15 protein-coding genes are annotated in these 12,652 nt (G+C 39.4%); 1 reads left to right on the top strand and 14 read right to left on the bottom strand.

Annotated elements, in window-relative coordinates; translation table 11 throughout:
* Positions 1-101: 101 nt before the first annotated feature.
* The 12 genes from ABVZ64_RS00290 to ABVZ64_RS00345 form a co-directional block, all read right to left on the bottom strand.
* Positions 102-1,175: a type IV pilus twitching motility protein PilT gene (locus ABVZ64_RS00290; RefSeq protein ID WP_352399059.1), complete on the bottom strand. Its 1,074-nt coding sequence runs from the start codon at positions 1,173-1,175 to the stop codon at positions 102-104.
* A 15-nt stretch (positions 1,176-1,190) separates the two neighbouring features.
* A complete protein-coding gene (locus ABVZ64_RS00295; RefSeq protein WP_352399060.1) occupies positions 1,191-1,643 on the bottom strand; it encodes a hypothetical protein in 453 nt (150 codons plus the stop codon).
* Entirely contained in the window at positions 1,636-2,037 is a 402-nt protein-coding gene (locus tag ABVZ64_RS00300) for a hypothetical protein (protein WP_352399061.1), read from the bottom strand. The genes ABVZ64_RS00295 and ABVZ64_RS00300 overlap by 8 nt, the downstream gene beginning before the upstream one ends.
* Positions 2,034-2,519: a DUF4860 domain-containing protein gene (locus ABVZ64_RS00305; protein ID WP_352399062.1), complete on the bottom strand. Its 486-nt coding sequence runs from the start codon at positions 2,517-2,519 to the stop codon at positions 2,034-2,036. The genes ABVZ64_RS00300 and ABVZ64_RS00305 overlap by 4 nt, the downstream gene beginning before the upstream one ends.
* A 10-nt stretch (positions 2,520-2,529) precedes the next feature.
* Positions 2,530-2,841: a hypothetical protein gene (locus ABVZ64_RS00310; RefSeq protein ID WP_352399063.1), complete on the bottom strand. Its 312-nt coding sequence runs from the start codon at positions 2,839-2,841 to the stop codon at positions 2,530-2,532.
* Positions 2,842-2,850: 9 nt separating this feature from the next.
* Positions 2,851-3,894 carry a type II secretion system F family protein gene (locus tag ABVZ64_RS00315; RefSeq protein WP_352399064.1) on the bottom strand — a complete coding sequence of 348 codons (1,044 nt, stop codon included), beginning with the start codon at positions 3,892-3,894 and terminating at the stop codon, positions 2,851-2,853.
* Positions 3,895-3,961: 67 nt separating this feature from the next.
* On the bottom strand, positions 3,962-4,984 hold the full coding sequence (locus tag ABVZ64_RS00320) for a transglutaminase-like domain-containing protein (RefSeq protein ID WP_352399065.1): 1,023 nt from the start codon (positions 4,982-4,984) through the stop codon (positions 3,962-3,964).
* A gap of 178 nt (positions 4,985-5,162) precedes the next feature.
* Positions 5,163-5,717 carry a helix-turn-helix domain-containing protein gene (locus ABVZ64_RS00325; RefSeq protein WP_352399066.1) on the bottom strand — a complete coding sequence of 185 codons (555 nt, stop codon included), beginning with the start codon at positions 5,715-5,717 and terminating at the stop codon, positions 5,163-5,165.
* A gap of 260 nt (positions 5,718-5,977) precedes the next feature.
* A complete protein-coding gene (coaBC, locus tag ABVZ64_RS00330) occupies positions 5,978-7,174 on the bottom strand; it encodes a bifunctional phosphopantothenoylcysteine decarboxylase/phosphopantothenate--cysteine ligase CoaBC (RefSeq protein ID WP_352399067.1) in 1,197 nt (398 codons plus the stop codon).
* Positions 7,175-7,268: 94 nt separating this feature from the next.
* Positions 7,269-8,072, bottom strand: coding sequence for a DUF4397 domain-containing protein (locus ABVZ64_RS00335; protein ID WP_352399068.1), 804 nt, complete (start codon positions 8,070-8,072; stop codon positions 7,269-7,271).
* Between the two features lie 291 nt (positions 8,073-8,363).
* Positions 8,364-8,876: a ferritin gene (locus ABVZ64_RS00340; protein WP_352399069.1), complete on the bottom strand. Its 513-nt coding sequence runs from the start codon at positions 8,874-8,876 to the stop codon at positions 8,364-8,366.
* Between the two features lie 32 nt (positions 8,877-8,908).
* Complete coding sequence (locus tag ABVZ64_RS00345; RefSeq protein WP_352399070.1) at positions 8,909-9,811, bottom strand: hemolysin family protein; 903 nt, start codon at positions 9,809-9,811, stop codon at positions 8,909-8,911.
* 223 nt (positions 9,812-10,034) lie between these two features.
* Between ABVZ64_RS00345 and ABVZ64_RS00350 the strand changes: the two genes are divergently transcribed.
* A complete protein-coding gene (locus ABVZ64_RS00350) occupies positions 10,035-10,736 on the top strand; it encodes a hydrolase (protein WP_352399071.1) in 702 nt (233 codons plus the stop codon).
* A gap of 241 nt (positions 10,737-10,977) precedes the next feature.
* Here ABVZ64_RS00350 and ABVZ64_RS00355 read toward each other — a convergent pair whose 3' ends face one another.
* Together ABVZ64_RS00355 and ABVZ64_RS00360 are read right to left on the bottom strand one after the other, a co-directional pair.
* Complete coding sequence (locus ABVZ64_RS00355) at positions 10,978-11,160, bottom strand: FeoB-associated Cys-rich membrane protein (protein ID WP_352399072.1); 183 nt, start codon at positions 11,158-11,160, stop codon at positions 10,978-10,980.
* Between the two features lie 12 nt (positions 11,161-11,172).
* Complete coding sequence (locus ABVZ64_RS00360; RefSeq protein WP_352399073.1) at positions 11,173-12,327, bottom strand: radical SAM protein; 1,155 nt, start codon at positions 12,325-12,327, stop codon at positions 11,173-11,175.
* Positions 12,328-12,652 lie beyond the last annotated feature (325 nt).

Below are 12,652 nucleotides of genomic sequence, written 5' to 3' on the forward strand. Positions count from 1 at the left end.
TATTATAAGGTAGAAAATCGTTCCCAATGGGGCGAGAGAATATTCAAAATAACAGCACAAACTAAAATCAGTAAGGGACGTAACGCCCTTTACTTTATTCCTTACCTCCTTAAATTTCCTTTCAGGCGCTTCTCCAGAAGTTCAGAGTGCAGAGCATATTGCAAGGCCGTATCAATGGTTATGCGCCCTTTTGAGGCTAACTCAAACAGACTATTATCCATAGAAACCATGCCCTCCCCTCCAGACATACCAATCACAGATTCAATTTGATAAACCTTAGACTCTCGTATCATATTGCGCACCGCATTGTTTACATGCATAACTTCAAAAACCGGAGCCAATCCTCCATCTACCGTTGGTACCAACTGCTGAGAAACCACAGTTTTTAGTGCCATGGATAACTGCACTCGAACCTGCTGCTGTTGATTGGGAGGAAAAATATCGATAATTCGGTCTATGGTATTAACCGCCCCCACTGTATGTAACGTAGACATGATTAAATGCCCTGTTTCCGCAGCTGTCATAGCAATTTGAATGGTTTCATGATCTCTCATTTCCCCCACTAAAATCACATCTGGCGATTGCCTCAGGCTTGAACGCAAAGCAGTAACAAAATTCTTAGTGTCCAACCCAATTTCACGCTGACTTACAATGGATTTTTTATTTCGATATAAAAACTCAATGGGATCCTCCAAGGTAATGATATGACTACTTCTCATTTCGTTGATTCTTTGCAAAATACAGGCCAGGGTTGTGGATTTTCCATTGCCGGCAGAGCCTGTAACAAGAACCAACCCTTTTTGTTTGTTTGCCAGATTCATAACTTCTTCAGGAATACCGATTGCACTGTAATCTGGAATACCATATGCCACAATACGTAGGACTGCTGCCACAGAACCCCTTTGCTTATAGCAATTCACCCTGAGCCTTGTCAAATTTGGCACAGAAATGGCAAAATCATCATCGCCTTCCTCCATGAGACGACCCAGTTCTCTATTCGCCAGCCCATATGCCTCTTCTACCAATTGCATAGAATAATCGGGCATAACCTTTTCATCGTTCAATTGATAAATCGTTTTTCCTTTTTTATAGGATAGGGGCTTACCAGCAACAACAAAAATATCGGAAGCCCCCAGCTCCATTGACTGCCTCAAAACTTCTAAAAATGAAAGCATACTTGCCTCCCAACATTATTCAATACTTTCTCCGTCCCATATGTGTAAGCTCTGATCTGCCACCCATTCTTTGGTAGCCTGAACACTCCAGCGTTGTATCTCAAAAGTTTCACCCACTGAAATCTCCACAAAAAGAGCCTGTCTTTCATCAATAGGGCACTGATATGAAAAGTATATCTCATTTTCTTCCAATTGACAATGCAGATTGTTTTCTATGGCGAAAGTCTTTAATTCACTAATATCCCCTTTTTCTTCCCAAATCTTACCTAGGCTGTTGGCAATCTGACTGCAATATGTTTCAGCCTCATAATAATTTTTTAGTGCTTCTGCTGATTTTTGGGATAAATTCCTTTCAAAAATGGCAGTAGATAAGGTCAAAACGGAAAAAATTGTAAAACAAAGTACCGTAAGGATTACCACTAGTGAGGTAATTCCCACACTAATTTTAGAACCCCTTTGATCACGCACCAAACATCACCGCCTCTGAAAGGATGGAGAAAATCTCCTGATCACCATCAAATACAATAATTTTTGCGGTGGCATCCTGAATGATAACAGATAAGGAAAATTTTTCCTTCGCTTCCGCTCGATTCCAATTCTCGTCAAAGTAAAGGAACAGCTCTGAACCATTTCCTTCCGCTTGTAAAAGCTCAGCGGTATCTTTGATGTTTCCCTTTGTCCTTTGCCAATATTCCGCTACCATTTGTGCCTGCATACAGGCCTTATCCAGTTGGTAACTTTCCTGGGAAATTCTTTTGCCCTCTACAAATATTTTTAGGCAAATACCAGCAGAAATTGCAAACACCAATAACATAATCACCATTTCCATAAGAAACAAAGGGGTTTTTGAACGATAACTCATGAAACCGCCCCCTTCTCTACACTATGCAAAGCCAAAACTGTAAAAGCATCTTCCTCTAATCGTTTGCAGTAAATGGATACCATCCCGTTTTCCATGGTTACTTCTAAACTATCAATGAGCATAATCTGCTGCCCATCTTCCGGAAGAAATTCTCCCTCTGCACTACAAAACAACTCCATCAAATACCCATCAAAGGCGTAAATGTAGGTTACAAATTCCTGTCCATCATAGCTTTCATATAGGGCAAGGGCATTCGTATCTCCTATTTTTCTTGGTTCAATGTCACCCTGCTGATCATAATGGCGAACCTTGGCCGTTAGGTAGTTTATGCAAGTGGTTGTTGAATATTGTTCATCCAAAACGGAAGAAACACCTTGATAAACCTTGGCTCCTGCCAGAAGCGTCGCAAGCAAGCAAGCCAAAAACAAAAAAAACAGCATTAAACTGGGGATGGTTTCTAGAAATCGGGTATTTTTTTTCATCCTTTGCCCCTCACTTCTCAACTACAGTAATTTCTGGCATCATGTTTGATGCAAAAATATCATAAAAAATGGCGTATTTGTCCTCATTCACCTGAACACCATAGTTTTCTTTTAAATACGCATAATTTGGCGGATAAACCCCCTCTAAGGCATAACAGCGGATAGTACCATGCAATATACTCTCTTTGGCAACACGAAGAGCCTCCTCCCCTTGGGCAACCTTTGCCTGATTTAGCCCATAGATTGTAAATACACCAACCACAATAAATAGGCAAAGTGGCAATCCATATTCTTTTAAAAAATCCCAACCGTTTTTCAACATGTTCACCCCTTATCCTAAGGAACTCATAATCCCCACTAAGGGAAACATCACAGAAAGAAGCAAAATACCAACCAACACCGATAAAGAAATAACAACAATGGGCTCTACCATAGAGGCTGCCTTTGTGAAAGCCCAAACGGCATCTTCCTCCGTTCTTCTTGCAATTTCACTTAAAACCTCGTCCAGATTACCACTTTTGATTCCCACAGCTAGCATGCGGCAATACATGGAATTTATTAGCCCCTCTTGTTCTACTGCTTCGGCAAAAGCCATACCCTGCTGTGTGTTAATCCTACAAGCCCTAATTTTTTCTTTCAGGATGGAATCGGCACAAAAATCCTCGGCAATTTCTAAGGCACGATTTGTATCTAAGCCACTGCTAATTGTCATGGACAAGGCAGAGGCAAAATGAGCTTTTGCAGAAAGTAAGCCAATTTTTCTCTTTGAAAATACCCCTTGAAAATAAGAAATCGCCTTTTGGTGCAGGTTGGAATTAACCAAGACCAATACCAACATAATACCCACGGCAACAAAAATCCCCAAAAAAATGTAACGACCTTTTTTCATAGAAAAACCAATGTTTAAGAAGAACAACGCCACAGGCGGCAATGTTCCTCCCAATTGGACAAAAACATTTTGAAATATAGGCAAAACCTCTATCAATAACACTGTCACAACTGCTAACATCAGCACAAATAACACTACAGGAAACATAACCGTTTCTTTTAATAATTTGGTGGTTCTGATTTTGTGGTCAAAATAACCAGATAGAGAAGCAAAGCACTCTTCCAAATGTCCCGTCTCCTCGCCAATATAAATGAACCTTAGCATATAGGGTGGAAACACACCTGCTTCCACCATTGTTTCATGTACAGAATAACTTTGGACTGTTTTTTCGTATAGGGAATATAAAAAATCCCTTTTCTTTGGGTCCCTTTCATTTTCTGAAAGGATTAGAAAACCCTCACCCACAGACATGCCTGTTTTTAAAAGTAGTGCAAATTCAAGGCAAAATGCTGAAAGATCCTCGTTTGACCAATAGCTCTGCTTCATAACATACCCCCGTATACACGACGAACCGCTGAATTTCAGCGGTTTCGTCTTTCTTCCTGTTATAAACTTAATATAGATATTTTTCTTGATAGTTCTTACCATCGCCAATGTATTTCATAATTGTGTCACTGGAGTTACCAGTAGAAGCAAAAGTAGGATCCATCAGTCGCCAAGTCGTTCCATCAAAGAAAATAATTCCCTCTACCCAGCCGGTTTCATCGGTATAGGTGGAAATCCAAGCATGATACACCGAACCGGTATAGCCTGTTACTAGCTTTGTGGGGATACCCTGGCTTCTTAACATGGAGGCCATTACGGCGGCATAATCAAAGCAGATGCCTTTTTTCCCTTTCAAAACTTCATCAACCACTGGAACATAACCACTTTGTACTGTTTGTGCCTTTTGTTTGTCGTAAGTTATATTTTTGATTACATAGTCATAGATTTTTTCTACTTTTTCAATGTCGTTTTTGCAGCTAGAAACCAAGGAGGCTGCCACACCAACAACTTGGCTTTTATCGTTGTAATTTACATATTGATTTGGACGTAAAAATGGTGCAAACTCGTTGGTCAAGGTAACCTTAAAACTCTTTGTAAACAAAGTGCTGTATTTTGTTCCCGAGATATTTTTGTAAACCCCTATGGAATATTGCCCACTGCCATCGGAAAGGATAAATGTTTCATAATTTCCTTTGTTGCTTAGATTATAGGTATATTTAACGCCGCTAGGGCCAGTTAAAATCACTTTTAACTTTTCAGAGGCATCGCCGCTATACTTAACCATAACGTAGCCCTCTGCTGTATTTGAGGCGTCAATGGTGACTTCTTTGCTCCCGCTACTGGTATAAACCACCTTACCTGCAGCCTGAGGTGCTTGAAAAATAGCTGCTTTTGGGTCTCCTGCCAAGGGAACCATAGGTTCTGCTAAGGCTTCCTCTAGGGTATGGGTATCTTTTTCAGAGTAAAGCTCAATAGGAAATCGGCCTGTATTGCCCTGCTCAAAGGAAGCAGATGAAGGACCACAGCCGCTTAATAACAATGCCGCCACACAAAAAATTGTAATGAAATTTTTCAGTCTTTTTTTTCCCATTTTATCACCCCAATTCAGATTAGAATATGTCCCCTCTTATTATATTCGCTCAAACCAAAATTACCCATTATTTAGTAAATTTTATCATAAAAACAGATGTCAGTCAATGAACCCAGCTAAAGAAAAGGCTCATGTTTAAATCTACCATTCATTCCTGCAGTGATTTTGATAAAGCCATTTATTTTTTATAGTACATCAACTGACAGATTTTCGCTGTTCCCTCTCCGATATTTTTGTACATATGGGGTTGATTTGCATCAAACCTCATAGCACAACCTTCTTGCAATAGAAATTTTTTATCCATTATCTTCAGCTGTATAGAGCCCGAAAAGACCATCATATAGGTCTCTACACCATCCTCTCTGGGCAGAGATTCTGACAGAGACCCAGTATCAAGCTCCACCACAAAAATTTCGAATCTTTTATTATCATCATATGGGAAAAAGGGATAAAGCCTAAAGTGTCCATGGTTGCTGAATAAAGGGCTCAAATCTTCTTTATTGATTATCTTCATTGGTCTTTCGTCATCTTCTAAAAGACCAGTCAGTGATGTATGTAATCCCGACGCAATTTTGGATAAAGTGGCCACTGTAGGACTAGACTCTCCTCTTTCAATTTGACCCAACATACTTTTACTTACCCCTGTCATATCTGCAACGTTATCTAGGCTTAGTTTTTTATCCCTACGGATTTTTCTTAGGTTTGAAGCAATAATGCCACTTAGAGCGTCCATCTCTATGCCCTCCTATATTTTCATCTCACTCTTACACTACAGTCCTCTGTAATGAAACCCTTGGATACCCCTTTTGTGTTACCTCGCTTCTAACCTTTTGCCCACAAACTCTTTGACTTAATGGGCTTAAGGCTTAGATTCAAATCCCCCATCCGAATCTAGGTTAAGCGCTCACGAATAAAAAATAATCAACGAACTAAAATTAGTTCTGCCTACAAATTACAAAAAGGCGCATCTCTTTTTAGGGATACGCCTTTTCATCAACCCTTTAATTTCAGGATTTCATCAATAATCTTATGAGCAACCATTTCTTTTGTCAGAAGCTCAAGCTGAACCTCTTCCTCCTTGGAAATCATAGTTACGACATTCGTATCCGTTCCAAAGCCGCTACCAGCAACCTTTAAGTTGTTGGCAACGATCATATCGATATTCTTTTTTTCCAGCTTTATTCTGGAATTTTCCAGCATATTCTGGGTTTCCATAGAAAATCCACAGAAAAATTGTCCTGCCCTTCGGTGTTCACCCATATACTTTAAAATGTCCTGTGTGCGATCCAGCTCGATACTCATTTCCCCGTCTTTTTTCTTCATCTTATCATCTGCTACAGTTTTAGGCTTATAATCTGCCACTGCCGCAGACTTGATGATGATATCATTTTCTAAGAAATGATCCCGCATAGCCTCAAACATATCAGCTGCACTTTTTACTTGAATATATTTTACAAACGCAGGTTTCTCCAACGAAGTCACACCACTAACCAATGTAACTTCTGCCCCACGAAGCATGGCAGCTTTAGCTAGCTCATAGCCCATTTTTCCTGTTGAATGGTTTGTAATGTATCTTACCGGGTCAATGCTTTCTTGGGTAGGTCCGGCAGTAATAATGACTTTTTGCCCCGCCAAGTCCTTTTCATAGGCGATTTCTCGCAGGATATGGGCAACCAGCACTTCTTCCTTTGGTAACTTACCATCCCCACTATCTCTGCAAGCTAGCATACCACTTTCAGGTTGAATCACCTCATAACCAAAAGCTTCGAGCTTCTTTAAATTATCTTGCAAAATAGGATTGTGGTACATATTGGTATTCATGGTTGGTGCAATGATCTTTTTTGCATTACAAGCCATGGCTGTTGTTGTTAACATATCGTCAGCAATTCCACAAGCCAATTTTCCAATCACATTGGCAGAGGCAGGCGCAATCAAAAATGCATCAGCCTTTTTAGCCAAAGAGATATGGGCAACATGAAATTGAAAATTCCTATCAAAAGTGTCCACCAGGCATTTATTGCCAGTTAGAGTTTCAAAGGTAATGGGGGTAATAAAATGAGTTGCGTTTTCCGTCATAATCACATGAACGTCACATTCCATTTTTACCAGCATACTTGCTACATTAGCCATTTTGTACGCCGCAATGCTCCCCGTAACGCCTAAAACCACAGTTTTTCCTTTAAGTAACATAGCATACTCCTTTTGTTCCGTATTTGCTTTTACCTTTGTTCGTATTATAACAAACATTCCCAATTACTACTAGCTATTTCAGAAAAAAATACAATTAAAAGTTCAAAAAAGTAATCCCTTCTTGTACGACCAAAATTTGTAGACCAACCCTATCATTCATATCTCCAATGACATAAACGGTATAAGCACTGCCACCATCTAAATTCACATCTGGCTCTTCTACCAAAACACCCCCACTTATATAGTCTCTCATTTTTAAATTATGGCTGCCAGGAGAAGTTGTTAAATAACGGCTTACCTCTCTAAAATCAATTTCTGCCAACACAAGGCTATCATCCAGATACGCATCCATCACCGGTGCAGTTGCAGATAGTTGTACAAACCTCAAAAATGAACTTCTTCTAGGCAGGGGGCGAATACTGTCATTGATTAATTCCAATCCCGCTTCTTCCCCCGTACCTGTAATTGCTGCAGTATAAATACGATAGCCAATTAAGCTGATAAATGTAACCAAAAGAGGTGTTTGCGTTGTTCCCGCCTCAAAAACTTGAATACGATAATATCCGGGAAAAGTCTTATAATAGTCGGTAAAAAATCTGTACTTTAAATCAGAGGCAACTCTTTTTCCATTTACATAGATATCTACCGCAGGTACAGATGGAAATGCATTGAAAAATCTAAGGTAACTATAAAGGGTGATCCCAGGAATTATGGGGATCAATGTGTCCTTTACATTAGGGATAATATTGATTTCTGGTAATAAACGGCGAATTAAATCGGCACTACCCTCCATTGTTAAGGCTTCTTCCCTTAGCCCTGCCAGCTCATCCTCCGTTAATGGTAACGGAATGATCATTTCCTCACTGGTTTCTACTCCATTCATGTTTTTCTCATCCATAGCCACAACCTCACCATTCTTTTTCTTTCACAATATGGCAGGACAAAATTTTTGGTGAGCAAAAACATGGGAACAGTCACCGGAACCGCCCAAACTGCATAGCATTTAGACTTATTCTGTCTGTTAATACAAAAGCGTATACATTGTCTGTATACGCTTAGCAGTATTCCGTTATAGCAACCCTTTCAACCAGATTAAAATGACCCTCTCAAAAGGCGAGATAGCCTAGGCTTGATTTTATTCTTTGTGTAGGCTGATGAGTTGTATTTTAGCAGGTAATTTTTAATTGTATTATAAAACCAAGGAGGGAGCTGCATAAACCCTTGCCTTTAATTCGTTATCTAACATGTACAGACCCTTAGGATCGCTTCCAAATAATTCCATCTTTGTGATTAAGTTATTTGCATTTGTTTCTTCTTCGCCCTGCTCTTTTACGAACCAATCCAAAAACTGTGTGGTTCTAAAATCGTTCACTTGCTGGGCTGCTGCATAAATCTTATGGATCAAATCCGTAACATATTCCTCATGGGCTAATGCTGCTTTTAAGGGGTCCATCAATGTTTCCATATGGATGTCGGGCTTATCAATAGCCTGGAATTCCACATGCTGATTATTATTATGCAAATACTGATAGAAGAGCATTGCATGATCTCTTTCTTCTTGTGCTTGGATTTTATACCAGTTTGCAAAACCCTCTAAACCCTTGGATTCATAGAAGTTTGCAAAATCCAGATACAAATATGCAGAGAAAAATTCTTTGTTTACCTGATTATTTAAGAGCTCAATTACTTTTTTATCTAACATTTTTACCCCTCCTGTGTTTTTCATAATAAATTCTATTCTTTTTCAGTATTTACCGTCTCCGGGCTTTCTAAACCCAAAGCCAAAACCTTTTCGATTCGCTTTTCCTCAATACTTTCAATGCGAAACAGCCAATTTTCCACGATAATTTCAGGTTTTTCTCCATCTTCCGGAATTCTACCCAAACGACCGATGAGATATCCGCCCAAAGTATCATAGTCCTGCTCATCTTCAAAGGTGATTTGCAGTAAATCTGCAACATCCGTTAAATCTGTTGTACCATTGATTCGATAGGTATTTTTATCAATGACGAAAATATCTTCTTCTTCCTCAAGGTCATACTCATCGAATATATTCCCTACAATTTCTTCAATCAAGTCTTCCATGGTAACCAAACCTGCGGTTCCACCATACTCATCAATGACAATTGCCATATGTACTTTGTCTCTTTGCATTTCTTGAAAAAGTTCATCTGTTTTTTTAGAAAAAGGCACAAAATACGGTTTTTTCAGTATATCCTTTAAATCAAAACCTTTTTTCTCATGCTCCTGGGACAGAAAATATTTTACCACATCTTTTACATGAAATAGACCGATAATATTATCGATATTTTCTTCATAAACAACAATGCGCGAATATTTTTCCTCAGAAATCACCTTCATTATCTCTAAAAAAGTGGCATCAAGAGCAACGGCAACAATATCCGTTCGGTGGGTTGCAATTTCTCCCACAGAAGTATTGCTAAGCTCAAAAATATTGTTGATCATTTCTTTTTCTGTTTCATCAATACTGCCATTATTACCACCAGCATCCACCATCATGCGGATGCCTTCTTCTGTAATGATTGCACGTTTTTTCACTTCATTCATGCGCCAAAATATGGCCAGCAGTGAAATATTCAAAAGTACGGACATGGCTAAACCTATTACGGTTCCCAAAATAGAATCATCCTCCAGAAAATGCTAAAATATTCCTACATTAGTAGTTTAGTGGGAAATTCCAATAATGTCAAGGCTTGACTCTTGTTTGACAAACCGACAAATGATTACAAAATCTTCCACATTGCACAAGCTTTTCTTGACAAACCAGCTTGATAATTGTATAATTATTACAACTTTTTATAAAGTTTTTTTACCTTTTTCATGTGAAAGGAGATAGAGTATGGCTGAAAAAAACATCCCCCGTATTGACAGTAGACTGAGAAAACATATCGTTACCATGCCTGAAGAAATTTGGAGTGCCAGTGGCATTGTAATTTGGGGAAAACGTATTAAATCATTGATCTTTTCAACCGACATTGCGATTATCCGTAACTGTAATGCCGACGCAGTTTTGGCAGTATATCCTTTTACACCTCAGCAAATTATTGCAGACGCAATCGTTTCTGCCTCTAGCATTCCTGTTTTTTGTGGGGTTGGCGGTGGCACAACAACAGGACCTCGTGTTGTAATGTTAGCAAAAGATGCAGAAGCATTAGGAGCCATGGGTGTGGTAGTAAATGCACCTACCAGTAATTCCGTTATTCAACATATTCATGAAATTGTAGACATACCTATTATTGTTACAGTTTTGGACGAAAATAGCGATATTGAAGGCAGACTGGCAGCAGGAACAAGCATCCTGAACGTATCAGCGGCGGGCCGCACCCCTGACGTAATCCGTGCCATTCGCAAAAATTACCCCCATGTTCCCATTATTGCAACAGGTGGCCCAACTAGGGAAAGTATCAAGGAAACCATACAGGCTGGAGCCAACGCAATCAGCTTTACGCCACCCACAGCTATGGATTTATTCCACGGTTTAATGAGCCGTTATCGCACAGAGCACGAACAACAACAAAAAACAAGCACTTTAGAAGAATAAAGCTGATGCCCCCATTGGATTTTAAACATAGGGGGCTTTTTTTGCTCTTTCACCTAAAGTTGAAGAAACCTGGTCTTTTTTACCAAATTTTACCTAATCCTTGGAAAACTCTCTTTTTTCTGTGTAATTTTTTATATTACTAAAGCATAGTGCATAAAAACTCCAAGTCTCATTTATTCAATATTGCATATGAACAAGTGATTTTTTGATAGTAAATAAAAAAAGGAGATTAGTCTCCTTTTTATTTTTCATCTTTTTTTTCTGGTTTATTGCAACTTGCACTATGGGCACAACCGCTACAACCACCACTGCAACCATTTTTCATGTTCTTTAAGTTCTTTTGCATTTTGTACATATTGTAGACAACAATGCAAATCACCAATATGATGGGTATCACCGTGGTAAACAGCGTTTCTTTATCCATTTCTTCATCTCCTTAGATATAACGGTCAGTGAAACGGTGAAGCAAAGCCTCCCATTCCTTTTCATCAACGATATTTTTTGCCATATCCTCGATGCGAGTTTGATCAGTTGGCTGCATTCGGTATAGATAGTTCCAGTCCAAGGGGAACCCCATACGTCTTGCCAATTGATACTTCTTTTGTTGTAACTCCGGAAGTGCCAAGTAAGAGTCAATGTATTCCAACATCCAAGGCAAATCTTTATCCATATAGCCCGTTACTTCTTGTAATAGGTTAATGATATGGTCGCTGGTAATTTTACCATGAGCCTTTTTGGGATCCACATGGGCAAGCAATTTTCTAATTTCCAACAATTTGTCAATATCCCTTTGCTCCTGGTAGGTTCCTGCATCCCTCAGTTCCTCCATCAGCGATCCACTTCTTAAAACAAAGGTACGCAGGCGTACAAAATCCGGATCTACTTCGTTGATTACCTTTGCCGTTTCAATGGCATTTTCACCAGATAAAGCCTTTCCGCCTACACCAGGCATAAAGTAAATGGAAAGCTCAATGCCTGCCTCCTTCACTTTTTTACCCCCCACGATTTCATCCTCTTGCGTTGCACCCTTTGCAATCATCTCCAAAACCTTATCGGAGCCCGATTCGTAGCCAGAATGAATGCGATCTAACCCTGCCTCTCGCAAGCATTTGAAGTCCTCCTCAGAAATGCGTGCCAAGGTATTTGCTCTGCCATAAGATGTGATTCTTTGAATTTCTGGCAAACGCTGTCTCACATAGCGAACGATTTCAATCAACCAATCAGGGCGCAAAACCATTGTATTTGCATCCTGCAAGAAAATAGCCTGCTTATCCCCCTCGGTCAACCAGGTGAACACCATTTGATAGCACATCCTTGCCTCGTCGCTGGGCAAAGCCTGATATTCCCGCTGAATTGCTTCCATATCATATTCCCCATTGTGTTGGTGGGCCAGAATTCTATCTCGATACTCTGCCATATAATCGATATCTTTTTTCACCTCTGCCACAGGCCTAGTGTGAAAATCATTTTTCTTATAAAGCATACAAAACTTGCATTTATTCCATGGGCAGTTTTCCGTTACACGAAGTAACAAACTGTTTGCTTCGCTAGGTGGACGAATGGGACCAATCTTAAATACACCCTGTTCCATAAATACACTCCTTTCAAAGAGTCAAAGCCCTTTCTTGCATTTTATATAATCCTATGTGAAAAAGCAAGTCGAAGTTATCTGTTATTTAGAGTATGCAGCAAGAACAACATTTTTTAATGCAGTTTGAATTGTTCCTTTACCCAAAGCCCCTATTTAGACTTCCCTCCCCATCTTATAAAGTGCTTCTTTTTCTCTTTATGGGTAAACAATCCATTTTTCCTCAAGGGAAACAACGAATGTTTATTTCCCAAGAAATATTTTTAAAAAAAGAGGGATGAAGTTCCATCCCTCTAAAGCTATGTCAAATTTGTAATTTATTGAAAAC

The organism is Anaerotignum sp. (assembly GCF_040307045.1).
Taxonomy (GTDB): domain Bacteria; phylum Bacillota; class Clostridia; order Lachnospirales; family Anaerotignaceae; genus Chakrabartyella.